18 protein-coding genes and 1 pseudogene are annotated in these 23,508 nt (G+C 67.4%); 7 read left to right on the top strand and 12 right to left on the bottom strand.

Annotated elements, in window-relative coordinates; translation table 11 throughout:
- Positions 1-59: 59 nt before the first annotated feature.
- The 5 genes from ruvC to aspS all read right to left on the bottom strand — a co-directional run bounded on the left by ruvC (position 60) and on the right by aspS (position 4,898).
- Positions 60-578: a crossover junction endodeoxyribonuclease RuvC gene (gene ruvC / locus LL962_RS20000; protein WP_228318170.1), complete on the bottom strand. Its 519-nt coding sequence runs from the start codon at positions 576-578 to the stop codon at positions 60-62.
- A 127-nt stretch (positions 579-705) separates the two neighbouring features.
- On the bottom strand, positions 706-1,440 hold the full coding sequence (locus LL962_RS19995) for a YebC/PmpR family DNA-binding transcriptional regulator (RefSeq protein WP_104586597.1): 735 nt from the start codon (positions 1,438-1,440) through the stop codon (positions 706-708).
- Positions 1,441-1,515: 75 nt separating this feature from the next.
- Positions 1,516-2,199, bottom strand: a complete 684-nt coding sequence (locus LL962_RS19990; protein WP_228318168.1) for an esterase/lipase family protein — start codon at positions 2,197-2,199, stop codon at positions 1,516-1,518.
- A 128-nt stretch (positions 2,200-2,327) separates the two neighbouring features.
- Entirely contained in the window at positions 2,328-2,855 is a 528-nt protein-coding gene (locus LL962_RS19985) for a GNAT family N-acetyltransferase (RefSeq protein WP_228318167.1), read from the bottom strand.
- Positions 2,856-3,131: 276 nt separating this feature from the next.
- The gene (gene aspS / locus LL962_RS19980; protein WP_228318166.1) at positions 3,132-4,898 is read right to left on the bottom strand and encodes an aspartate--tRNA ligase; all 1,767 of its coding nucleotides are present in this window, start codon (positions 4,896-4,898) and stop codon (positions 3,132-3,134) included.
- Positions 4,899-5,055: 157 nt separating this feature from the next.
- On the opposite strand from aspS, the gene LL962_RS19975 reads away from it, so the two are divergent.
- Complete coding sequence (locus tag LL962_RS19975; RefSeq protein ID WP_228318165.1) at positions 5,056-5,829, top strand: DUF3011 domain-containing protein; 774 nt, start codon at positions 5,056-5,058, stop codon at positions 5,827-5,829.
- A gap of 22 nt (positions 5,830-5,851) precedes the next feature.
- Here LL962_RS19975 and LL962_RS19970 read toward each other — a convergent pair whose 3' ends face one another.
- Positions 5,852-6,439, bottom strand: coding sequence for a hypothetical protein (locus LL962_RS19970; RefSeq protein ID WP_228318169.1), 588 nt, complete (start codon positions 6,437-6,439; stop codon positions 5,852-5,854).
- 56 nt (positions 6,440-6,495) lie between these two features.
- The gene (locus LL962_RS19965; RefSeq protein ID WP_104586601.1) at positions 6,496-6,789 is read right to left on the bottom strand and encodes an FmdB family zinc ribbon protein; all 294 of its coding nucleotides are present in this window, start codon (positions 6,787-6,789) and stop codon (positions 6,496-6,498) included.
- 330 nt (positions 6,790-7,119) lie between these two features.
- Here LL962_RS19965 and LL962_RS19960 point away from each other — a divergent pair, with 330 nt between their 5' ends.
- On the top strand, positions 7,120-8,364 hold the full coding sequence (locus LL962_RS19960; RefSeq protein WP_228318164.1) for an MFS transporter: 1,245 nt from the start codon (positions 7,120-7,122) through the stop codon (positions 8,362-8,364).
- A 294-nt stretch (positions 8,365-8,658) separates the two neighbouring features.
- Here the strand turns inward: LL962_RS19960 and bla are convergent, their stop codons facing one another.
- Positions 8,659-9,570: a class A beta-lactamase gene (gene bla / locus LL962_RS19955; RefSeq protein WP_228318163.1), complete on the bottom strand. Its 912-nt coding sequence runs from the start codon at positions 9,568-9,570 to the stop codon at positions 8,659-8,661.
- 100 nt (positions 9,571-9,670) lie between these two features.
- On the opposite strand from bla, the gene ampR reads away from it, so the two are divergent.
- Complete coding sequence (gene ampR / locus LL962_RS19950) at positions 9,671-10,546, top strand: LysR family transcriptional regulator AmpR (RefSeq protein WP_228318162.1); 876 nt, start codon at positions 9,671-9,673, stop codon at positions 10,544-10,546.
- Positions 10,547-10,620: 74 nt separating this feature from the next.
- On the opposite strand, the gene LL962_RS19945 is transcribed toward ampR, so the two are convergent.
- Both LL962_RS19945 and LL962_RS19940 read right to left on the bottom strand, forming a co-directional pair.
- Positions 10,621-11,121: a YcxB family protein gene (locus tag LL962_RS19945; protein WP_228318161.1), complete on the bottom strand. Its 501-nt coding sequence runs from the start codon at positions 11,119-11,121 to the stop codon at positions 10,621-10,623.
- Between the two features lie 50 nt (positions 11,122-11,171).
- Positions 11,172-13,091 carry an ABC-F family ATP-binding cassette domain-containing protein gene (locus LL962_RS19940; RefSeq protein WP_104586605.1) on the bottom strand — a complete coding sequence of 640 codons (1,920 nt, stop codon included), beginning with the start codon at positions 13,089-13,091 and terminating at the stop codon, positions 11,172-11,174.
- Positions 13,092-13,270: 179 nt separating this feature from the next.
- On the opposite strand from LL962_RS19940, the gene LL962_RS19935 reads away from it, so the two are divergent.
- From LL962_RS19935 to LL962_RS19920, 4 genes are all read left to right on the top strand, one after another.
- Positions 13,271-15,655 (top strand): TonB-dependent receptor plug domain-containing protein, encoded by a 2,385-nt coding sequence (locus LL962_RS19935; RefSeq protein WP_228318160.1) that lies wholly within the window; start codon positions 13,271-13,273, stop codon positions 15,653-15,655.
- Positions 15,656-15,958: 303 nt separating this feature from the next.
- Positions 15,959-16,384 (top strand): VOC family protein, encoded by a 426-nt coding sequence (locus tag LL962_RS19930; RefSeq protein WP_167395250.1) that lies wholly within the window; start codon positions 15,959-15,961, stop codon positions 16,382-16,384.
- 274 nt (positions 16,385-16,658) lie between these two features.
- The gene (locus tag LL962_RS19925) at positions 16,659-19,046 is read left to right on the top strand and encodes a TonB-dependent receptor plug domain-containing protein (protein WP_228318159.1); all 2,388 of its coding nucleotides are present in this window, start codon (positions 16,659-16,661) and stop codon (positions 19,044-19,046) included.
- A gap of 329 nt (positions 19,047-19,375) precedes the next feature.
- Positions 19,376-21,775 (top strand): TonB-dependent receptor plug domain-containing protein, encoded by a 2,400-nt coding sequence (locus tag LL962_RS19920; protein ID WP_228318158.1) that lies wholly within the window; start codon positions 19,376-19,378, stop codon positions 21,773-21,775.
- Positions 21,776-21,918: 143 nt separating this feature from the next.
- On the opposite strand, the gene LL962_RS19915 is transcribed toward LL962_RS19920, so the two are convergent.
- Complete coding sequence (locus LL962_RS19915; protein WP_228318157.1) at positions 21,919-23,112, bottom strand: cytochrome P450; 1,194 nt, start codon at positions 23,110-23,112, stop codon at positions 21,919-21,921.
- Between the two features lie 211 nt (positions 23,113-23,323).
- Positions 23,324-23,431, bottom strand: a pseudogene (locus tag LL962_RS19910) (IS3 family transposase); the annotation flags it as partial.
- Positions 23,432-23,508 lie beyond the last annotated feature (77 nt).

Below are 23,508 nucleotides of genomic sequence, written 5' to 3'. Positions count from 1 at the left end.
CCGGGCCCCGGGTCCCGGGTCCCGGGTCCCGACAGACCCGTCGGTCCCCATCTTGATCATCATTTGCGGCTCCAGGCCTGTTGGGTATTGACGCCCAGGCGCTGCGCGGTGGCGCGCACGTGGGCGTGGGTGATGGCGACCGCCAGTGCATCGGCGGCGTCGGGCTGCAGCTTGCCTTTGAGGTTGAGCATGATGCCCACCATATGCTGGACCTGCACCTTGTCCGCGCTGCCCTTGCCGACCAGGGCCAGCTTGATTTCGGTGGCCGCGTACTCGTGCACCGGCAGCTCGCGCATGACCACGGCGCAGATCGCCGCACCGCGCGCGTGACCGAGCTTGAGTGCCGAATCGGCGCTCTTGCCCATGAACACCTTCTCGATCGCCACCTCGTCCGGCCGGTAGGTCTCGATGAGCTCGCCCAGCCCGTGCAGCAGCCGCTTGAGCCGCTGGGAGAAGTCGCCCTCGCCCAGCAGGACCAGCGGCGCATGGTGCACATGCAGGCTGCGACCGCCCGCGCCGATATCGATGATGCCGACGCCGGTCCGCTGTGAGCCGGGATCGATGCCGAGGATGCGGATGGTGCCGGGACCGGGGACCCGGGACCCGGGACCCGCAACAGCAGGCTCGGCGATGGCTTGGCTGTTGCCATCGCTCTTCCGGGTCCCCGGTCCCGGGCCCCGGGTCCCGATAGGAGTCATCGCGGACCTACGCTCCCGCGCCGAGCGAGGATTGGTCGACGTTCGAATACACGTCCTGCACGTCGTCCAGGTCTTCGAGCATGTCCAGCAGCTTGCGGACCTGCACGGCAGTGTCCCCGTCCACGGCGATATCGTTCTCGGCACGGAAGGTGATTTCGGCATGCGCCGGTTCCAGGCCGGCGGCGGCCAGGGCGTCCCTGACCTGGGCGAAGGCGTCCGGGGCGGTCAGCACGTCGATGGCGCCATCTTCCGGATACACCACCACGTCGTCGGCACCGGCCTCGATGGCGGCATCGGTGAGCGCGTCTTCGTCGACACCGGCGGCGAAGCTGAGCACGCCCAGGCGCTTGAACATGAAGGCCACCGAGCCCTCGGTGCCCATGTTGCCGCCGCATTTGCTGAAGGCATGACGGACATCGGCCACGGTGCGGACGCGGTTGTCGGTGAGGCAATCCACGATCACCGCCACGCCGCCGGGCGCGTAGCCTTCGTAGCGGATTTCTTCGTATTCCACCCCTTCCAGCTCGCCGGTGGATTTCTTGATGGCGCGTTCCATCACGTCCTTGGACATGTTGGACGACAGGCCCTTGTCCATTGCAGTGCGCAGGCGCGGATTGTTGGACGGATCGCCGCCGCCGGCGCGGGCAGCCACGCTGATCTCGCGGATGATCTTGGTGAACATCTTGCCGCGCTTGGCGTCGGAGGCGTTCTTGCGGCCTTCGATGGAGGGGCCTCTACCCATGGGTGATTCCAGACTGGCTTGGATGACAGGGCGCGGATTTTACCTGATTGCCTGCCCGCACCGGGGCAGCGCCGCTCAGTGCCGGAAACGACCGTGGCGCAGGAAGGCCAGCGCCTGGGCGGCGGCGGCCGGCGAGCGCAGCAGGCCGCCATGGCTGGCCTGCACCACGCAGTGGTCGCGCAGCCCGGGCAGGCGGGTTTCGGCCAGCGCCACGGTGCCGTCGGAGTCGCTGTCCAGCGGCGCCAGCCAGCGGCCGACGCCACGCGGGATGCAGCCGGCCACCTGACCGATCTCGGCCGCACCCTCCCACTGCGCGAAGCCCTGCTGCAGCAGCGCCGCGCTGCGGCCCATGGCCCAGACGCCACCGCGGCGGGCCAGGCCGCGTGCGGCGACGCTGCCACACAGCGGCGACCCGAGGCAGACCACCCGGCGCACCGGCAGGTCGGGCGCATCGCGCAGGGCCTGCAAGGCCATCAACCCGCCCAGGCTGTGGCAGACCAGCAATTGCGCGCCGCTGGCGCGCACGCGCGCGACCAGCTGCGGCACCGCCTGCACCGGACCACCCAGCACGCTGGCGTAGCCGAACAATGCCGGCGCCAGGCCTTCGCCACGCAGCCGGCGCGCCAACGGCAGCAACCAGTGCGCGGTATTCCAGATGCCATGCACCAACAGCACATCGGCGGTGGTGGTGGTCGATTGCTTGCGCGAGCTCCGCCGCGGAGTGGCTGCAATAGCCGAAGATGCGCTGGACGAAGGCATGGGGACCGGAGCGTGGCGCGCAGGCGTCGGGCAAGACGGACGCGGCGCAGGATCTGCAGTGTACGGGCGCCCGCTGCCGATGCGCGGACACAGCCGCATGAACCACGCCAACGCCCTATCCCGGCACCTCAGCCGGCGGCAGCGATCGGCCCGCGCCGCAGGATGAACTCGCGATCGACGATCTTGCCGACCGGGAAATCGTATTCGCCCACCTTCTCGAAACCGTAGCGCGCATAGAAGCGCTGCGCGCCGAAGTTTTCCGACCACACGCCGATCCACAGCGTGCGCGGGCCGTCGCGCTGCAGCCAGTCCAGCGCGGTTTCGAACAGCCGGCTGCCCCAGCCGCTGCTTTGATAGTCCTTGAGCAGATACAGGCGCTTGAGCTCCCCATCGCCCGGCCGCACGTCCTCGTGCGGCAACCCGCACGGACCGGCGGCGGCATGACCGACCAGCAGGTCGTCCATCTCCAGCAGCCAGATCGCAGAGTCCGCATGCGCCAGCACCACGCGGGCGCGTTCGACGGCATAGGTTTCCTGCAGGAAGCCCCGCAGATCTTCTTCCGGATACAGGTGCCCGAAGGTTTCGGTGAACGTCTGCGCCGCCAGCAGCGACAGCGCTTCGGCATCGTCCGGCGTGGCGCGGCGGATGCGGGTCATGCGGGCCTCTCATGCCGGATGGGCATGGCAGCTTCGCGCATGCGGCGTTGGTGGTGCAAGCGGGGATTCGGGAGTCGGGATTTGGGATTCGTAAGAGCGGCAAAGCGAAGCGGAAACCACGCCACCTGTCCTGCCCTGCAGGATGGCTTGCTGCCTGCTGCGTTCGATCAAGGCGCTGACGGCTTGGACTGGCAGCGCGTTACCGATGGCGCGGTGCTGGCGGCGTATGGCCGGCCTGCGCCGCAGGGCCACGCGCTCGGCGTGGCCATGTGCAGGTCAGGCCTGCTTGGGGCGCACCTGCACGTGCACTTCGGCCAGCTGCTCGGCGGCGATCGGCGACGGGGCGTCGGTCATCAGGTCCTGCGCACCGGTGGTCTTGGGGAACGGGATCACGTCGCGGATGGACTCGGTGCCGGCCATCAGCGCAGCAATGCGGTCGATGCCGAAAGCGATGCCGCCGTGCGGCGGTGCGCCGTAGTTCAAGGCATCCAGCAGGAAGCCGAACTTGGCGCGCGCTTCGTCGGCGCCGATGCCGAGCAGTTCGAACACCGCGCTCTGCATGTCCGGGCGATGGATACGGATCGAGCCGCCGCCGATTTCATTGCCGTTGAGCACCATGTCGTAGCCGCGCGAGACCGCGGTGCGGGCGTTGGCGCGCAGGTCGGCGATATCGTCCACCGCCGGTGCGGTGAAGGGATGATGCAGGGCGACGTAACGCTGCGCTTCCTCGTCCCATTCGAACATCGGGAAATCGGTGACCCACAGCGGCGCCCAGCCCTCGGCGACCAGATTGAACTCCTTGCCGGCCTTCAGGCGCAGCGCGCCCATGAAGTCGGAGACCTTGGTGTAGCCGCCGGCACCGAAGAACACGATGTCGCCATTGCCCGCACCGGCGCGCTCGAGCAACGCGGCAAAGGCGGCTTCGGAGAAGAACTTGGCGATCGGCGAGCTGACCTCGCCGGTCTCCGACAGCTTGATGTAGGCCAGCCCCTTGGCACCGTACTTGGCGGCGTGCGCGGCGTAGTCGTCGATCTGCTTGCGCGACAGGCTGGCACCGCCGGGGATGCGCAGCGCGGCGACGCGACCATCGGCATCGTTGGCGGCGGCACTGAACACGGCGAACTCGCTGTCCTTCACCAGCTCGGCCACATCGACCAGTTCCAGCGCGATGCGCAGGTCCGGCTTGTCCGAGCCGTAGCGACGCATCGCCTCGGCCCAGGTCATGCGCGGGAACTGCGCAGCCAGGTCGACATCCACCACTTCCTTGAAGATGGCGCGGATCATGTCTTCGACGAAATCCTGCACATCGCGCTCGCGCACGAAGGCGAACTCCATGTCCAGCTGGGTGAATTCCAGCTGGCGATCGGCGCGCAGCGCTTCGTCGCGGAAGCAGCGCGCGATCTGGTAGTAGCGGTCGAAGCCGGCCACCATCAGGATCTGCTTGAACAGCTGCGGGCTCTGCGGCAAGGCGTAGAACTCGCCCGGATGCATGCGCGCCGGCACCAGGAAGTCGCGCGCGCCTTCGGGGGTGGCCTTGGTCAGGATCGGGGTTTCGATGTCCTGGAAATCGCGCGCATCCAGGTGGCGGCGCAGGGCCTGCACCAGCTTGATGCGGGTGCGCTGCATGCGCTGCATTTCCGGCCGGCGCAGGTCCAGGTAGCGATACTTCAGGCGGGTATCCTCGCCCGGGTTTTCGTGCGCATGGAACGGCAGCGGTGCGGCCTTGTTGAGGATGCTGATGCGGGTGGCGATCACTTCCACCTTGCCGGTGCGCAGCTTGTCGTTGACCGCATGCCGCGCACGCACCACGCCTTCGACCTGTAGCACGTCCTCGTAGCCCAGGCTGGCGGCCACCTTGAACACTTCGGCGGCATTGGCGTCGCCTTCGGCCGGCTCCACCGTCACCTGCACGATGCCTTCGTGGTCGCGCAGGTCGATGAAGCACACCCCACCCAGGTTACGGGCCACGTCGGTCCAGCCGGCGAGAGTGACGGTTTGGCCGATCAGGGTCTCGTCGACCAGGCCGCAGAAGTGGGTACGCATCGAAAGCTCCGCTGAAAACCCGACGCAGGACGGCGTCGGAAAGCCGGATATTCTGGGGCCGGCGGCCGGCAGGAGCAAATGCGGCAGCGGTCATCGGCGCTTAAGTCGGCGCTCGGCTGAATAGGCGCCACGCCCCTCTCGCATCAAGGACGCCACGATGTTGCGCACTGCCCTGCTGACTTCCTGTCTTGGCCTCGTCGTCTGCGCGGGCGCCCTGACCAGCGCTCCCGCCGCCGCGCAGGAACGCGGCTGGAACGATTCCAGCATCACCTGTTCCAGCAAGGACAATCGCCGCCGCGAATGCGATACCCCGTTCCGGGGACGCGCTGCGCTGGTGGAGAACATCTCCGGGACCCGATGCATCGAAGGCCGCAACTGGGGCAGCGAGCGCGGCCGGGTCTGGGTGGACAATGGCTGCCGCGGCCGCTTCGTGGAGGCGCACGGCGGCTGGGGCGGCAACAGCTGGGGCGGCGGCGACCGCCCCGGCAACCTGCCCGCAGGCACGGTGCGCTGCGAGAGTCGCGACCGGCGCCAGGTCGTCTGCGACACCGGCTGGCGACGCGCCATGATCGTACGCCAGCTATCGGGCACCGCCTGCGTGGAGGGGCGCAACTGGCACCAGGACAACGGCCGGATCTGGGTGGACGACGGGTGCCGGGCGGACTTCGCACCGGCCCGAGGCGGCCGCGGCTGGGACCGCGACGACGACGGCAGGCCGGGCGACCGCCCCCGCCTCGGCTACGCGATCACCTGCAGCAGCGACGATCGCCGCCTGCGCACCTGTCAATGGGACGACCGCGCCGGCTACCCGGTGCCGACCCGTCAGCTCTCCGACACCCGCTGCGAGGAAGGCCGCACCTGGGGTTACGACCGGCGCCGCGCGGTGGTCTGGGTCAACGACGGTTGTCGCGCGCGTTTCGAGGCGCGCTGAAGGCGCATCGCTCCTTGGCGGTTCAACCGCCCCAGGGAGCGGGCGGCGGCGCCACCGGACGAGTGAGATCGAAGGCAACCCGGAACAAGCGCCCGTTCGGGCGGCTCAGTTCGTAGACCAGTTGCTGGCCTGGCTGGAGTTCCAGCGCCCAGGTGTTTTCCAGCGACGCGGTGGAGCCCAGCCGCCGGAACAAGGCGATCGATGCAGCGTCCACCGGAAATTCCTGGCGGGTGGCGGTACCGCCCGCCCGGCTGTCGCCGCCGTACTGGCTCAGCGCATCGGCGCTGCCGTCCGGGTGCCGATGATCGTGCTTGAGACGCAGCCCGGCCGGTGTTCGGGTCAGCACCCAGGTTCGCGACCGATCGTCGCCGACATGGAACGGCACGCGCAGCTCGCGGCCTGGATCCTCGCAGCCGCGCACGTGCATCACCAGGGTCTTGCCGGCGAACGGGCCGGGCGTTGCCGAGGCCGGGACATCGACCAGCACGCGGCCGGCGAAGGCCTGCCCGCAGTAGCCGGCAAGCGCAGCCAAAAAGCGATCGGCCGGTGCGGCAGCGACGGAAGGGGATACGGATGTGGCGCATCCGGCTGTCGCCAGGGCCACAGCCATCAGGCACAGCGCCCGCTGCAGCGCGCGCTTGGCCGCCTGTCCGTGCGTCCGCCGCATCACGCCGGATCGGCCGCCGGCTTGGCAGCGGCCGGTTTGCTGTCGCTGGCTGCCGCCGGCTTGGCCTCGCCGCCACCGCTGCTCTCGGTCAGATTCTTCTTCTTTTCACCGGCCGATTTGAAATCGGTCTCGTACCATCCGCTGCCTGACAGGCGGAATGCCGGCGCGGTGACCTGGCGCTTGACCGTGGCTGCGCTGCAGGCCGGACACGCCTGCGGATCGGGGTCGGCAATCTTCTGCAGGCGGTCGAAGGCGTGGCCGCAGGTCGTGCACTGAAACGCGTAGATGGGCATGACGAAAGTCGCTGGAACGGTACAGGGGCGCAGATTCTAGACCGATGCGCGCGTACCGGCGCAGCGGTTGGCCGCGACGCGCGGGGCCGGTTCGGCCTGCGCTTGTGGGAACGCACGCGCGCATCCGTTCGACACGCGACGCCCGCTGGCCTGCGCGCGCGGCCGGATGCCGGGCACGCATGCTGTCGCTGCGTGCGCGAGCGCGCCACGCACGCGCTATTCGTAGTCGCTGCAAACGGCCCCAGGCCGAGGCCGGCCTGACGTCGCCCGCCGGGCTGCTACACTCGAACGCGTGATCGACGCGACGTTCTCCCCACGAGGGCCGCATCCGTGTGGCGACTGACCGCCCTGCTGCTCGGCGTGGCCTTGCTGCTGACCGGTAGCGGTCTGCTGGGCACCCTGCTCGCCGTGCGCGGCGGCCAGGCCGGTTTCGATGCGCGTGCGCTCGGCCTGATCATGTCCGGATACTTCGCCGGCTTCTTCCTGGGCACGTTCTTCGCCCCGCCGTTGATCCGGCGCATCGGCCACATCCGAGCGTTCGCGTTCTACGCCGCGCTGGCGGCGATCGCCGTGCTGCTGCATCCGATCTGGCTCACGCCCTGGGGCTGGAGCGTCCTGCGCCTGGTCACCGGCGCGGCGCTGGTCGGCCTGTACACGGTCATCGAGAGCTGGCTCAACGCCGAGCCGGATGCGCGCCGCCGCAGCCGCATCTTTTCGGTGTACATGGCGATCAATCTCTCGGCGCTGGCGCTGGGGCAGATCCTGCTCACCGCCGGCGACGCGAGCGCGCCGGCGATGTTCACGCTGACGGCGATCCTGATCTGCGCGGCGGTGATGCCGGTGGTGACCACGCGCCTGATCCCGCCCGAAGTGCCGCACGTGGCACGGCTGCGGCTGGCGAGGTTGTATGCGTTGGCACCGGTCGCGACGATCGCCGCCGGCCTGTCTGGCCTGGCGATGGGCGCGTTCTGGGGGCTGCTGCCGGTGTACGCCGACCGCATCGGCCTGGATGCCGATGGCGTGGCCATGTTCATGCTCACCGCCATCGTCGGCGGCGCGGTGCTGCAGTGGCCGATCGGGCGCATCAGCGACGGCCACGACCGCCGCATCGGCCTGGTCGCGGTAAGCCTGCTGGCGGCGGGAGTGGCGATCGCCGCCGCGCTGCCGGCGGTGCAGGCCCAGACCACCCTGCTGTTCGTGCTGTTCTTCGTCTACGGCGGCCTGGTGTTCTCGCTGTACCCGTTCGCGGTGGCGCACATGCTCGATTACCTGCCGCGCGAAGACCTGCTCTCCGGCTGCAGCAGCCTGCTGCTGGTGCATGGCGTCGGCGCGGCGCTCGGGCCGGCGCTCGCAGGCGGCGCGATGCAGAAATTCGGTCCGGCGGCGCTGCCGGTCTACTTCGCCGTCATGCTGCTGGGCCTGGCCGGGTTCACCCTCTCGCGCCTGCTGCGCTTCGCCCGCCGCCGTACCCATCCCATTGCGTTCCGTCCGATGCTGCGCACCACGCCGGCAGCGCTGGAACTGATGCCGGAGACGCAGCACGCCGACACGGCACCACGCAGCAAGCGCGGCTAAGCGCGTGGGGCACGTCCAGCCGCGAACAGGCAAGCGGTGGCAGCGACCGCCCGCTCGACGCGCGCTGGCCAGCAGCGCGTCAGCGGCGTGCACGCCTTGCTTCGCGCCGGATCGCAGGAGCGGCCGCGACGCCACGTTGCCGTTCCTGGTGAAGCCCTCGCGGCCGGGACTGCTCCTGCGCAGCATGGCGGCGGATACGGCATCGCCTGGAGGCCGTGACGAGCTCGGGCTAGTGCACATGGCGCGCAGGTTGCCGTCGCACTGGAGACCAATGCTCCCCCTGCCGCATCGGCGTCACTGCGCGAGCGGGCCTGCGGGTGCGACTGCCGCGGCAACGGTGGCCGCGACCTGCTTCAACGCCGCATCGCGTGCTGCGTCGTCGACCTTGGCTCCGTTCAAGTACGTCGTCAGCAACAGGGGCGGCCGGCCCTTCGGCGGCCAGACGATGGCGATGTCGTTGCGGGTGTCGGTACCGTTGCTGCCGGTCTTGTCGCCGATCTTCCAGCCACGCGGCAGGCCGGCACGCAGGCAGTCGTCGCCGGTGCGGTTGTCGATCATCCAGTCGGTCAGCTGCTTGCGCGAGGCAGGCGCCAGCGCGTCGCCGAGCAGCAGCGTGCGCAGCGTGGATGCCATCGCCGCGGGCGTGGTGGTATCGCGCGGGTCGCCGGGGGCGAACCGGTTCATCTCCGGCTCGTAGCGGTCGCTGCGGGTCTTGGCATCGCCGATGCTGCGCAGGAAGGAAGTCAGCCCGGCCGGGTCGTCGACCAGCGGGAACAACAGATTGGCCGCCGGGTTGTCGCTATGGATCATCGTGGCCCGGCACAATTCGCCCACGCTCAGAGAGCCGCCGACGTGGCGTTCGGTCACCGGCGCATGCGCCAGCATGTCCGAGGCGCGGATCCCGACCGGTTGCGCCAACGACAGCCTGCCCTGGTCCACCCGCTGCAAGACGGCAGCAGCCAATACAAATTTGAAGGTACTGCACATCGGAAAGCGCTCGTTCTCGCGCTGCCCGAGGCGCCAGCCGGTGGCGCTGTCGAGTACGCTGATGCCCAGGCGGCCGCCGGTGCCACGTTCAATTTCCGCCCACTGTGCCCGCAGCATGTCGTCCTCGTTCACCGCCAGGGTAGTTGCCCACGCGGGCCTGGACGCCGCAAGCAGCGCGCCCGCGCCGGTTGCGTACAGGAACTGTCGCCGATTCAACATGCGTCTGCCTCCTTGATGGAGCCGGCAGTATCGATGCGTGCACAGCAGCCGACCATCGCGATGTTTCGATCCCAGGCATGAATTGAACTAATCTCTTTCGATGCTCCGCCCCCGCCTCCCGCTCAATGCCCTGCGCGCGTTCGAAGCCGCTGCGCGCCATCAGAATCTGACCCGCGCGGCGAACGAGTTGTGCGTCAGCCAGGCCGCGCTCAGTCACCAGATCAAGGCGCTGGAGCAGCGCCTGGGCACCAGCCTGTTCCATCGCCTGCCGCGCGGGGTGGCGCTGACCGACGAAGGCGCCGCGCTGGCACCGGTGCTGGGCGAGGCCTTCGACCGCATCGCCGCCACCCTGGAGCGCTTTGCCGACGGGCGGTATCGCGAGGTGCTCAGCGTCGGCGTGGTGGGCACCTTCGCCACCGGCTGGCTGCTGCCGCGATTGCCGGCGTTTCATGCCGCACATCCGGATATCGAACTGCGCCTGTCCACCCACAACAACCGTGTCGATCTGGCCGGCGAAGGGCTGGATCTGGCGATCCGCTTCGGCGACGGCGACTGGCAGGGCCAGCTTGCCGAGGCGGTGATGGAAGCGCCCTTTGCGCCGGTCTGCGCGCCGGCAATGGCGCGCAGCCTGCGCGTTCCGGACGATCTTGCGCGGGTGCCGTTGCTGCGCTCGTATCGTCTGGACGAGTGGCCGCAATGGTTTTGCGCCGCGGGAGCGGCCGAGGTGCCCGCGCGCGGGACGATGTTCGATTCCTCGCTGACCCTGGCCAGCGCGGCGGCGGCCGGCGCCGGCGTGGCGTTGTTGCCGCTACCGATGTTTCGCCAGGACCTGGACGCCGGGCGTCTGGTCTGCCCGTTCCCGATCACCATCGACGCCGGGCGCTATTGGCTGACGCGGCTACGTTCGCGGCCGGAGAGCGAGGCCGGGCGTCGGTTGCGCGATTGGCTGCTGGCCGAACAGCCGCAGGGCGGCTGACCGGCGCTGGCGCAGCACCGCGCCCGGAACATCAAACGTGGCAAGCAGCTGCGCAGAAGCCGCGTCGGCTGCGCTCAGCGCGCGGCAGGCGCCTTCACCGCCCGCAAGGCCAACTGGCGAAATGCCTCGTACTGCGCCCGGTCGGCAAACCAGTGCGGGCAGAACAGCTCGAACAGCCGATCGTTGTGGTACAGCAGCAGCACGCGGTCGTTTTCGCGCACGCGAATGTAATCGGTCCAGGGGCGGCGGAAATGTCCGTCCGCCCAGGTGACTTCCAGCGCGTTCTCGTCCCACGCATAGGTGTAGGTATGCCGCAGTGCGGCGTGCTGTGCATGCAGGCGCTTGATCCGCCGCGGCAGGCCCCACACGTGCAACAGCGCCAGGCCGATCAAACCGCCGCCACCGCCGCCGATCAGCACCGGCCCGGCGATCTCGTTCGCGCCGCTCAGTTTCAGCAGCCCTGCCCCGATCAGCAGCAGGACGGCCAGAAACACGATCAACCGATTGGAATACTGACGCGCATGCAACCGCTGTGCGGCCAGATGGTCTTCCAGGCTGATGGTGGCGGTGATCATGCTCGCGGCATCCTTGTGCGTGGCTCGGCGCATAGCCTAACCCAGGCGCGTTACGCGCCCTCGATCAGCTCCATCCACGCCGCTTCGGCGGCAGCCAGCTGCTGCGCGGTGGCTTCGCGGTCGCGGCCGAGCACTGCCATCTTCTCGCTGTCGGCATAGTTGCCGGGATTGGCCAGTTCGCGGTCCAGCTCCGCCAGCGCCGCTTCCAGCTCGCCGACGCGCTTCTCGGCGCTGGCCAGCTTGTGCGGGTTGACCGCCTTTTTCGGCGGCAGCGGTTTGGTCGGCGGCGCTGGCGTCGGCGCAGCTTCGGCCATCTTCTGCTTGGTGCCCTGCGCGGCAGGGCGGCTGCGCAGCCACGCGGCGTATTCGTCCAGGTCGCCAGCGAACGGCTCGACCACGCCATCGGCCACGCGCCAGAAACTGTCGCAGACCAGGCCGATCAGATGGCGGTCGTGCGAGACCATCACGATCGCCCCTTCGAAATCGCTCAGCGCTTCGGCCAGCGCTTCGCGCATTTCCAGGTCCAGGTGGTTGGTCGGTTCGTCGAGCAGCAATACATTGGGCTGCTGCCAGGCGATCAACGCCAGCGCCAGACGCGCGCGCTCGCCGCCGGAGAAACCGTCCACCACTTCGAAGGCGCGGTCGCCGGCGAAGTTCCATTTGCCCAGGAAATCGCGGAACGCCTGGTTGGCGCCATCCGGCGACAGCTCGCGGAAGTGGTCCATCGGCGACTGGCCTTCGTGCAGCGATTCCACCGTGTGCTGGGCGAAATAGCCGATGCGCAGGTCCGGGTGCGCGCTGCGCTCGCCCGCCAGCGGTGCCAGTTCGCCCACCAGCGTCTTGACCAGCGTGGACTTACCCGCGCCATTGGGCCCCAGCAAACCGATCCGATCGCCCGCCTCCAGGCCGAAGCCGACGTCGTGCAGGATGACCGTGGCAGCGTCGCCCCCATCCGCCCTGCGGGCACCTTCCCCCGCACGCGGGGGAAGGGTTGCGGGCGCGGGATAGCCGGCTTCCACATGATTGAGCCGGATCAACGAAAACGGCAGCCGATTGGGCTGCGCGAACTGGATGCGGAACTCGCGCTCGGCGCGCACCGCCTCGGTGCCGGCGAGCTTGGCCAGGCGCTTCATCCGGCTCTGCGCCTGGGTCGCCTTGCTGGCCTGCGCCTTGAAGCGGTCGATGAAGCTCTGCAGGTGAGCGCGCTCGGCCTGTTCCTTTTCGTGGGCGATCTGCTGCTGACGCAGGTGTTCGATGCGCTGGCGTTCGAAATCGGTATAGCCGCCGACGTACAGTTTGGCGCTGCCGCCATGCAGGTGCAGGGTGTGGGTGGCCACGTTGTCCAGGAATTCGCGGTCGTGGCTGATCAGCAACAAGGTGCCCGGATACTTGAGCAACCACTGCTCCAGCCACAGCACCGCGTCCATGTCCAAATGGTTGGTGGGTTCGTCGAGCAACAGCAGGTCGCTGGGCATCATCAGTGCGCGCGCCAGATTCAGGCGCACCCGCCAGCCGCCGGAGAACGAGGACACGGCGCGGTGATGCGTATCGGCCGGGAAGCCCAGGCCATGCAGCAACTTGCCGGCGCGCGCCTCGGCATCGTAGGCGCCGATCTCGGCCATCTTCTGGTGCGCATTGGCCACCGCCTCCCAGTCCTCGCGGGCCGTGGCCTCGGCCTCTTCCTGCAGCACCGCGGACACCTCGATATCCCCGCCCAGTACGAACGACAGCGCCGGGTCGGGCAGGGACGGGGTTTCCTGCGACACGCTGGCGGTGCGCACCTTGCCGGGCAGGTCGACATCGCCCTTGTCGGCCTCCAGCTCGCCCTTCACCGCGGCGAACAGGCTCGATTTGCCGGTGCCGTTGCGGCCCACCACACCGACGCGGTAGCCGGCATGCATGGTCAGGTCGACGTTGGACAGCAGCAGACGCTCGCCGCGTCGCATGGAGAAGTTGCGCAGGGAAATCATGGATGGACAGTCCGATAGAACGAAAAGGAATGAGCAGATGAGCAGCATTCCTGCGACGCCATTCTAGCGTTAACGAATAATTAGCGCCTTCAGGTTCGCTGCCGGCCTCTTCGCCCGCCCGCGACCGCCAGCCGCCTAGTCTTGCCTGGTCCTGCCCGGACCCACGTTTCGGAGTTGTCATGAACGCCCCCCTGTCTTCGCTGGCGACCGCCGTGGTCGCTGCACTGCTTGCCGCTCCCGCCCTGGCTCAGACCGCCGCACCGGCGACCGCCCCGGCCAACACCCTGGATACGGTGATCGTCACCGGCACCCGGGTGTCGGACCGCACCGTGGCCGAGTCGCAGTCGCCGATCGACATCATCAGCGCCGAATCGCTGCAGGCGACCGGCACCCCGGAGCTGGCCACCGCGCTGGCGCGCGCCCTGCCCTCGCTGAACTTCCCGCGCCCGGCGCTGAGCGACGGCACCAGCGCGATCCGCCCCGCCCAGCTGCGCGGGCTGTCGCCGGACCAGGTGCTGGTGCTGGTCAACGGCAAGCGCCGCCACACCTCCTCGCTGCTCAACCTCAACGGCACCATCGGCCGCGGCGCCGCCGCGGTGGATCTGAACACCATCCCGGTCGCGGCGATCGCACGGGTGGAAGTGCTGCGCGACGGCGCCTCGGCGCAGTACGGCTCCGATGCCATCGCCGGCGTCGTCAACATCGTGCTCAAGGGCGCGGAAAAGGGCGGCAGCCTGCAGGCCGGCTTCGGCCAGTATTCGGCGGGCGACGGCAGCAACTACGAGCTGTCCGGCGACACCGGCGTGGCCTATGGCGGCGACCGCGGCTGGCTGCACGTGGCCGCCCAGCTCAACCAGCAGGACCCCACCGACCGCGCACGCGGCTACGCCGGCGCGCCCAGCGTCTCGCAACCGGCGGTGGGCCAGAAGGCGTTCAAGATCGGTGACCCCGACGTCAATGCGCAGGCCGCATCGCTCAATACCGAATACCAGTTCAGCGCTGCCGTCACCGGCTATGCCTTCGCTACCGCCAGCAACCGCGACATCACCTCGTTCGCGTTCTTCCGCGCGCCGGGCAGCAGCCAGAACATCCGCTCGATCTATCCGCAGGGCTTCCTGCCGGAGATCCAGAGCTACGCCAAGGACCGCTCGCTGGTGGCCGGCGTGCGCGGCTCCACCGCCGGTGGTTGGGACTGGGATGCCAGCTACAACTACGGCTACAACCGCATCGATTTCCATACCCGCAACACGCTCAACGTGAGCCTGGGGCCGACCTCGCCCACGTCGTTCTATGACGGCGCGCTGGAGACCACGCAGAACATCGTCAACCTGGACCTCAAGCGCGGGTTCGACTGGGGCCTGGCCTATCCGGTCACCGTGGCCTTCGGCGCCGAGTACCGCAACGAAAAGTGGAACCAGTCGCCGGGCGAAGTGGGTTCGTACTTCCAGGCGGGCACGCTGGCCGGCGGCGCGCAGGGCTTCGGCGGATTCGCACCCAGCGTGTCCGGGCAGTATTCGCGCGACAGCTACGCGTTGTACGCCGACATCGAAGCCGATTTCACCGACAAGTTCTCCGCCGGCCTGGCCGGGCGCTATGAGGACTACAGCGATTTCGGCAGCCAGGCTTCGGGCAAGGCGTCGGCGCGCTACGCGTTCACCGACAGGATCGCGCTGCGCGGCACGGTGTCGTCGGGCTTCCGCGCGCCGTCGCTGGCGCAGCAGTATTTCCAGTCCACCAGCACCACCTTCCTGGCCGGCAACCCGAATCCGTTCGAGATCCGCACCTTCCCGGCCGATAGCGCCGTCGCGCGCGCCTTCGGTGCAGAACCACTGGATGCGGAAACCTCGCTGTCCTACAGCCTGGGCCTGGTGCTGCAGCCCACCGATGCGCTCTACCTCACCGTGGATGCGTACCAGATCGATGTGGACGACCGTATCGTGCTGTCGTCCAACCTCACCGGCACCGGCGTGCGCACGCTGCTGGAATCGCAGGGCATCTTCGGCATCAACGGCGGGCGCTACTTCACCAATGCGGTGGATACGCGCACGCGCGGCGTGGACGTGGTGGGCAGCTACCGCTGGCAGCTGGCCGCCAGCAGCGTGGACCTGACCGCCGGCTACAACTATTCGGAAACCGAAGTGCGCAGCGTGGCGGCCAATCCGGCCGCGCTGTCGGCCAACGGGCTGAGTTTGGAACGCATCGACCGCACCGAGCGTGGCCGCATCGAAGAAGGCTTCCCGCGCGACAAGTTCCTGCTCAATGGCAGCTGGAATTCCGAGCACTGGACGCTGGCCCTGGGCGCCACCCGTTACGGCAAGTACAGCACCCGCCCGGCCGCGGCGATCAACGACCAGACCTTCGGCGCCAAGTGGGTGGTGGATGCCTCGGCCAGCTACAAGGTGGATCGCTGGACGCTGACGCTGGGCGCAGACAACGTCCTGGACGAATACCCGGACGAGAACAACTTCGCCAACTCCACCAGCGGGCAGTTTCCGTACAGCAACCTGTCGCCATTCGGCTTCAATGGCGCTTACGTGTACGGGCGCATCAACTACCGCTGGTAAGCACGGCAGGAGTGCGCGAGCACCGCTCGTCCGGCTGACGCGCGGTGGCTTTCAGCCAGTGCGAGTGAGCGTTCCTGCACTGGCATCGCCCATCGCCCATCGCCCCGGCTTGCTCCCGGGGCGATGGGGCGATGGGCGATAGCCACTGTCCGGACACCGTCTGCCACCGGCGGACGCAGCGGCCGGCGTCATGTGCCGGGCTCGCTTGGCCTCGACTCCCGGCCACGACGCAGCGCGGCCCATGACGATGCCACGGCGTGGCCCGTGCTATGACGCAGTTCCTGTCGTTGCCGGAGCATGCCCATGGAAGCATCGCAGTTGCGTCGTGGCCGCCTGATCGATCATCTGCATCTGGTGGTGCAGGACCTGTCCGCAAGCCGGCGCTTCTATCAGGCCGTGCTCGACGTCCTCGGCGTACCGATCGGAGGCGAAGGCGAAGGATTCTTCTGGGCGGACGAACTATTCGTCTCCGATCGCCACACCGTGGCACAGGGTGTGCTGACCGGCCGTCATCACCTGGCGTTCCAGGCCCGCGACGTGGCCATGGTGCATGCCTTTCATGACATCGCACTGGCGCACGGTGGCCGCGACAACGGAGCACCGGGCCTGCGCCCATATCACCCGAGCTACTACGCCGCGTTCGTGCTCGATCCCGATGGCAACAATATCGAAGCCGTCTTCCACGGACCTGCGCAACGAAGCGCAGATGCGGTGCAGATCACATTCTGAACCGAACTTTCATAACTGGTATCGATGTCCAAAATGGGGCGCCCACAAGCCTTGCGTGGGCACGGGAAGTGCAATCAGCGCCTCATTTTGGTGCACGATGACAACGTTGACACCAACACATCGTCGATGACGATCGCATGCGTGATGTAACCAAAATTTGACATGCGGTTACGCGTGGTTAATGGTTGAGAACGCACCGCAGCTGCCGCAACGGACGCGGCCTGGGAGGGGGCCCACTGCGCTGCATCCGTTCCCCACTCGGAGTTGTCACCGCATGAATTGCACGTCCAGTCCACTTGCAGTCGCTGTCGCCGTTGCTCTGACGTTTTCCGCCCCACATGCAGTCGCGCAGTCGCAGGCTCCGGCCCAGAAGACGCTCGACACGCTGATCGTCACCGGCACACGCGTGGCCGACCGCACGGTGGCCGAATCGGCATCGCCGATCGACATCATTTCGCCGCAGGCACTGGAATCCACGGGTACCACCGAGCTGGCGACTGCGCTGTCGCGCGCGATTCCTTCGCTGAACTTCCCTCGCCCCGCCATTTCCGACGGCTCGGATGCCGTGCGTCCGGCGCAGCTGCGCGGCCTGTCGCCCGACCAGGTCTTGGTGCTGGTCAACGGCAAGCGCTATCACACCACCGCACTGATCAATCTCAACGACACCCAGGGGCGCGGTTCTTCGCCAGCCGATCTCAACACCATCCCGATCGCTGCGGTGGAGCGCATCGAAGTGCTGCGCGACGGCGCCTCGGCGCAGTACGGCTCGGATGCGATCGCCGGCGTGATCAACGTGGTCCTCAAGGGCAGCGGCGAGGGCGGCAGCCTCAATGGCCGCTATGGCAAGTACAGCGCCGGCGATGGCGAGCAGTATCAGCTGTCCGGCGACGCCGGTTTCAGCTTCGCCGGCACCGGCAAGGTGCACCTGGCCGCGCAGGCCGGGCATTCGGACCAGACCAATCGCGCCTTGCCGTTCCAGGGCCGCGTGGAGCAGCGCTATGGCGACCCGGAGATCGACCAGGGCGCAGTGTCGTTCAACGGCGAATACAGCCCCACCGAATACCTGACTTTCTACTCGTTTGGCATGCTCAGCCGGCGCGAAGTGCTCTCCAACGGCTATTTCCGTTTTGCCGGCGATAACCGCAACCGTCCGCAGATCTATCCGGACGGCTTCCTGCCGCAGATCTACAACGTCACCAAGGACGTGTCCTGGGTGGGCGGCCTGAAGACGTCCACCGAAGGCGGCCTGAACATCGACCTGAGCTACAACTACGGCCAGAACAATCTCACCTTCGACGTACGCAACAGCTTGAACAACAGCTTAGGGCTGGCCAGCCCCACCGACTTCCACGCCGGTACGCTGGAAGTGACGCAGAACGTGCTCAATGCCGACTTCACCAAGACGCTGGACTGGGGCCTGGCCTATCCGGTCACGCTGGCCTTCGGCGCGGAATGGCGCGGCGAGAAGTTCAACCAGTCGCCGGGAGATGCGGCGTCTTCGGCCAACGGCGGCATTCCCTCCGCGGCCGGCACGCTGATCCCGGGCGCGCAGGTATTCCCCGGTTTCAAACTCTCCGACGCCGGCTACTACGACCGCAACAGCCACTCGGCCTACATCGACCTGGAAGCGGACCTGACCGAGAAGCTGTCGGCGGGCCTGGCCGGGCGCTACGAGAAGTACAGCGACTTCGGCGACACCGCCACCGGCAAGCTGTCGCTGCGTTACGCCTTCAGCCCCAAGGTGGCGCTGCGTGCAACGGTCTCCACCGGCTTCCGTGCGCCGTCGCTGCAGCAGCAGAACTTCCAGTCGATCGCCACGCAGTTCCTCAACGTGGCCCAGCCCAACGGCACGGTGACGGCGATTCCGTTCGAGATCGGCACCTTCCGCACCGACAACCCGGCCGCGATCGCGCTCGGTGCGGAACCACTGCGGGCCGAGGAGTCCAACAACTACGGGCTGGGCGTGGTGCTGCAGCCGGTGGACAATCTGTACATCACCGTCGATGCCTACCGCATCGATATCGACGACCGCATCGTGCTGTCGGAGAACCTCACCTCCACTGCCGCACGCAACTACCTGCAGGCCAACGGCTTCCCCGGCATCGGTGGCGGGCGCTATTTCACCAATGCGGTGGATACCAAGACCCAGGGCGTGGATGCGGTGGGCACCTACCGCTGGAATCTGGACGGCAGCAGCGCCGAACTGACCACCGGCTACAACTACAACAAGACCGAGATCGAACGCATCGCCGCCAATCCCGCCGCGCTGGAGGCGATCGATCCGGGTGCGGTCCGCATCGGCCGCGCAGAACTGGGCCGTATCACCGAAGGCACGCCGCGCGACAAGTTCTTCCTGGGCGGCACCTGGTCGCCGGGCAACTGGTCCTTCACCGGTACCGCCACGCGCTGGGGCGAGTTCACCACCTTCGGCACCAATGCGGGCAGCGACCAGACCTATGCGGCCAAGTGGACGCTGGATCTGGCCGCGTCCTACCGGCTGGGTGCATGGAACTTCACCATCGGCGGCGACAACGTGCTCAACGAATATCCCGATCGCCAGCAGGCCGGCCTGGGCACGCGCAACTACCTGCCTTACAGCAGCGCCTCGCCGTTCGGCTTCAACGGCGCGCTGGTGTACGCCAACGTGAACTACAAGTGGTAAGTCACCTGCGCCGGTCGGCAGCGACCGGCGCAGGCAGGTTGCGGCAACGCATCAGTACGCCCTGACGACGTCAGGTTCTTCTGGCTGCTCGCGTACCTGCGCGGGCCTGCCTGACCGAGTCGTGGTTGCACCGCTTCAGCACGGATGCGCTCAGCAAAACGCGCAAGGCGCCACATCGCGCCTTGCCGATTGCTGTCATCTTCGCGCACGCCGCTTCCGCAGCTGGAAGCGTGCCGCGCAGGCAAGACCATACCCACCCGCAGTCACATTCCCCCGGCATTCCGCTGCTTCGTCGCTGCGTCCATCAGCCCCTTCGAGCCTTGATTCCCATGCACACCTCCAACGCACTCTCGCTGGCGATTTCAGTCGCACTCACCGTCTGTTCCTTCGCTGCCAGTGCGCAGTCGCAGTCGACCCAGCCGCAGAAGACCCTGGACACCCTGATCGTCACCGGCACCCGCGTCAGCGACCGCACCGTGGCCGAATCCGAATCGCCGATCGACATCATCACCGAGCAATCGCTGCAGGCCACCGGTGCCACCGACATCGCCACCGCGCTGGGCAAGCTGCTGCCATCGTTGAACTTCCCGCGCCCGGCCATTTCCGACGGCAACGACGCCGCGCGCCCAGTCACCCTGCGCGGCTTGTCGCCCGATGCGGTGCTGGTGCTGGTCGATGGCAAGCGCTATCACACCTCCTCGTTGATCAACTACAACCCGTACGTGGGCCGTGGCTCGGCACCGGCCGATCTGAACTCGCTGCCGATGTCGGCCATTGCACGCATCGAGGTGCTGCGCGACGGCGCATCGGCGCAATACGGCTCCGATGCCATCGCCGGGGTGGTCAACATCGTGCTCAAGCATGGCGCCGACGCCGGCAGCAACAGCGTTTCGATCAATGGCGGCCTCATGGACAAGGGCGATGGCGCGCAGAACGGTATCGATGGCTCGATCGGCCTGCCGTTCGGCGGAAGCGGTGGCGATTCGGCGCCTGGCTGGGTGCGTCTGTCCTGGAACTACCAGAACACCATGGACACCAACCGCAGCGAGAACACCAACCGCGCCACCACCATCGCAGGGGCGGCCAATCCCAGCGGCGTTCCCTACCAGCGCCACGGCGATCCGGATTCGACCTTCTACCAGGGTCTGGCTGCCTTCGGCTATGCATTCACGCCCAACGTGGAGCTTTACGGCCACTTCAGCGCGAGCCGACGCGAGGTGACTTCCAACGGCTATTACCGCGCCTACGACAACACCAGCCGCAACGTGCAGGCGGTCTATCCCAACGGATTCCTGCCGCAGATCTACAACCCCGTCAACGACCGCTCGGCGGTGCTGGGATTGAAGGGCACCACCGCGGGCGAATGGAACTGGGACGTGTCGGCCACCTACGGCAAGAACGACATGAGCTTCAACATCCTCGACAGCATCAACACCAACCTGTACTGGTCTACCGGCAGCTCGCCGACCGACTTCAATGCCGGCGGCTTCGAGACCGAACAGGGCGTGGTCAACCTGGACATCAACAAGTCCTTCGACTGGGGACTGGCGTATCCGGTCAATGTCGCCTTCGGTGCCGAGCATCGCCAGGACCGCTACGCGATCACCGCCGGTTCACCGGATTCGTACTTCTTCGACCCGGCCACCATCGACCCTTCTACCGGCACGCCCTACCCGGGCGGCGCGCAGGTGTTCTCCGGCCTGGAGCCCTCGGTCGCCGGCAAGTTCGGTCGCCACAGCAACGCGGTGTACGCCAACCTGGAAGCGGACCTCACCGACAAGCTGTCCGGCGGTATCGCCGGGCGCTTCGAGAACTACAGCGATGCCGGCTCCACGCGCTCGGGCAAGCTGTCGGCGCGCTACGCCTTCAGCGATACGTTCGCGCTACGTGGCACCATCTCCAACGGCTTCCGCGCGCCCTCGTTGGCACAGCAGAACTACGCTTCGGTGGTGACCCTGCCGCAGGACGGCCAACTGGTGCAGGTAGGCACGTACCGCACCTCCGATCCGATCGCCCTGCAACTGGGCGCCCGCCCGCTGAGCCCGGAAAAATCCACCAACTACGGCCTGGGCGGCGTGTGGCAACCGACGGCCAACTTCACCTCCAGCCTGGACGTGTACCAGATCCGCATCTGGGATCAGATCCTGTATTCGGACCAGCTGCAATTGGCAGAACCGATCGGCCAGGTGGCGGCGGTGCAGTTCTTCGTCAACGGCGCCACCAGCCGCACCCGCGGCGTGGACTGGATCAACAGCTATCTGGCCGAGCTGGGCAGCTACGGCAAGCTCAACCTCAGCGCCAGCGCCAACTACAACAAGACCACCATCCTGGAGCTGTCCAATCCCAACTTCGGGCGCGCCAGCCAGGGCCTGCTCACCCAGTCGACGCCGCGCACCAAGTACATGGCGGCCGCGGATTGGTCGATCGGCGGATTCGCGCTCAATTTCAATGCCACCCGCTACGGCGCGATCAAGCGCATCGGCGACCCGGCCGATGGCAGCCAGGACCAGACCTACGCTGCGCGTTGGCTGCTCAATCTGGCTGCCAGCCAGACCTGGAATGCCTTCACGTTTACTGTCGGCGCCGACAATCTCACCAACCAGTACCCGACCAAGGCACAACTGACCACCGGCTACGACGACCGCGCCAGCGGCCTGCAGTATCCGTCGCTGTCGCCGTTCGGTTTCAACGGCCGGTACTGGTACGGCCGGGTGACCTACCGGTTCTGATCGGCCATTTCTGATCGGCCATGGGCAGCGCCGGGCAGCGTCCCGGCGCTGCCTGTCCGCGGCCGTCATCGGCAATCATGTGCTGCCGCGACCCATCGCGTCGGGCAGTGCCTGCCGGCCTCGCAGGTGCCGGGCGCAAGGCCTCACCAGGAGGCCGCCAAGGCATCCACGCCGCGCAGGTTGGCGCGGTCGTTCCAGCTCAGTTCCTCCATCCTTTCCAGCCTCAGCCCCGGCAGTTGCGCGAACAGCGCCGCGAGTGCGGCTTCCATCTCGATCAGGGCGAGCCGGTTGCCCAGACAATGGTGGATGCCCCCACCGAACGACAAGGCACGCCCCTGCTGTCGATAGATATCCAGCAGTTGCGGGTCGGCGAAGCGTGCAGGATCGTGATTGGCCGCGCCCAGCATCAGGTACAGCATTGCCCCCTTCGGCACCGTCACGCCATCGAGTTCGAAGGTCTGCAGCGCCGTGCGCGTGGCCATCTGCACCGAACTGTCGTAGCGCAGGCATTCGAGCACTGCGTTGGGCAACAGCTCCGGCCGGCTGCGCAGCAGCGCCAACTGATCCGGATGCCGATGCAGGGCGACCAGCGCGTTGCAGATCATGTTGGAGGTGGTTTCGTGGCCGGCGAAGAACAGCAGGATCACATTGGACACGATCTCGTCTTCGCTCAGGCGGTGACCGTCCTCTTCTGCATGAAGGAAGCGCGAGATCAGGTCCTGACCGTCGCCGCCTTGGCGTTGCGCGATCACCTTGCGGAAATACGTATCCAGTTGCAGGTACGCCGCACCGGTGGCCGCCAACACGCCGGGCGTCATCATCGGATCGAAGACATTGGCCAGCGCGCTGGTGGCGTGCCCCACCACGCTGGCGTCGGCGGGATCGATATCCAGCATCCGGCAGATGATGGCGATGGGAAGCGGAAACGCGAACTCCTGCAACAGATCGCATTGACGCCTGGCACGGAAGGCATCGATCAGCCCGGCGGCGGTGTCGCCGGCCACTTGGCGCATGGCCTGCATCTCGCGCGCACCGAAGGCCTGGTTCATCAGCGCACGCAGCCGCGTATGCTGCGGCGGATTGAGCAGCAGGAACATGCGGCTCATGCCCTGAAACAAGGGCAGTTCCGGAGCCTGTTCGCCGTAGCGCAGGCGGATGCTTTGCAGGTAGTCGCGCCCGACCCGGCGGTCGCTGAGCAGGCTGTCGACCACCGCATAGCGTCCGCTCATCCATCTGCCCTCGGCCACTTCCACCAGCGCGCCGGCAGCGCGCAGGCGCGCGTAAGTCGGATATGGATCCTGTCGAAAGGAGGGAGTTGCGAAATCGGCCAGATGCATGGGGTCGGTTCGGTGGAGCGCGTCGCCGGAACACCGGCAGCCGCATGGATGGAAGGGAAGACAACGCGCGACGAACAGCGAGGCGATGCCGCGATTGTCGGCGCTGGGTGGGCACAGGCCCTGCACAGGAGCGAAGCGCTGTCGTGGAACTCGATTCCAGCCAGTGTTTGCGTACGCTGGTATGTTGATACGCCCAGGGTTCTGTAGACACTCAAGACCCTCGTTGCGCGTAGCGCCGTTCGAACTCTACAGGCGATAGGTCGCCAGTTGAACCATGACGGCGTTGTGGGTTGTAGAACATTTCGATGTAGTCGAACACTGAACCGCCCCGGGAACCCCAGAGGCTCCATTACTTGAGAAGATGGAGCCATGAGCAGAGCAAGCAGGTTTTCCCCA

It is taken from the genome of Xanthomonas sp. NCPPB 1067, assembly GCF_020783795.1.
Lineage (GTDB): Bacteria > Pseudomonadota > Gammaproteobacteria > Xanthomonadales > Xanthomonadaceae > Xanthomonas > Xanthomonas melonis.
This window is presented reverse-complemented; position numbering and strand designations above follow the sequence as displayed.

Bases quoted from the DNA above. Each gene is read 5' to 3' on its own strand.
- LL962_RS19995 (WP_104586597.1), bottom strand. From the start codon at position 1,440: ATGGGTAGAGGCCCCTCCATCGAAGGCCGCAAGAACGCCTCCGACGCC.
- LL962_RS19990 (WP_228318168.1), bottom strand. From the start codon at position 2,199: ATGCCTTCGTCCAGCGCATCTTCGGCTATTGCAGCCACTCCGCGGCGG.
- LL962_RS19985 (WP_228318167.1), bottom strand. From the start codon at position 2,855: ATGACCCGCATCCGCCGCGCCACGCCGGACGATGCCGAAGCGCTGTCG.
- aspS (WP_228318166.1), bottom strand. From the start codon at position 4,898: ATGCGTACCCACTTCTGCGGCCTGGTCGACGAGACCCTGATCGGCCAA.
- LL962_RS19975 (WP_228318165.1), top strand. From the start codon at position 5,056: ATGTTGCGCACTGCCCTGCTGACTTCCTGTCTTGGCCTCGTCGTCTGC.
- LL962_RS19970 (WP_228318169.1), bottom strand. From the start codon at position 6,439: ATGGCTGTGGCCCTGGCGACAGCCGGATGCGCCACATCCGTATCCCCT.
- LL962_RS19965 (WP_104586601.1), bottom strand. From the start codon at position 6,789: ATGCCCATCTACGCGTTTCAGTGCACGACCTGCGGCCACGCCTTCGAC.
- bla (WP_228318163.1), bottom strand. From the start codon at position 9,570: ATGTTGAATCGGCGACAGTTCCTGTACGCAACCGGCGCGGGCGCGCTG.
- ampR (WP_228318162.1), top strand. From the start codon at position 9,671: ATGCTCCGCCCCCGCCTCCCGCTCAATGCCCTGCGCGCGTTCGAAGCC.
- LL962_RS19945 (WP_228318161.1), bottom strand. From the start codon at position 11,121: ATGATCACCGCCACCATCAGCCTGGAAGACCATCTGGCCGCACAGCGG.
- LL962_RS19940 (WP_104586605.1), bottom strand. From the start codon at position 13,091: ATGATTTCCCTGCGCAACTTCTCCATGCGACGCGGCGAGCGTCTGCTG.
- LL962_RS19935 (WP_228318160.1), top strand. From the start codon at position 13,271: ATGAACGCCCCCCTGTCTTCGCTGGCGACCGCCGTGGTCGCTGCACTG.
- LL962_RS19930 (WP_167395250.1), top strand. From the start codon at position 15,959: ATGGAAGCATCGCAGTTGCGTCGTGGCCGCCTGATCGATCATCTGCAT.
- LL962_RS19925 (WP_228318159.1), top strand. From the start codon at position 16,659: ATGAATTGCACGTCCAGTCCACTTGCAGTCGCTGTCGCCGTTGCTCTG.
- LL962_RS19920 (WP_228318158.1), top strand. From the start codon at position 19,376: ATGCACACCTCCAACGCACTCTCGCTGGCGATTTCAGTCGCACTCACC.
- LL962_RS19915 (WP_228318157.1), bottom strand. From the start codon at position 23,112: ATGCATCTGGCCGATTTCGCAACTCCCTCCTTTCGACAGGATCCATAT.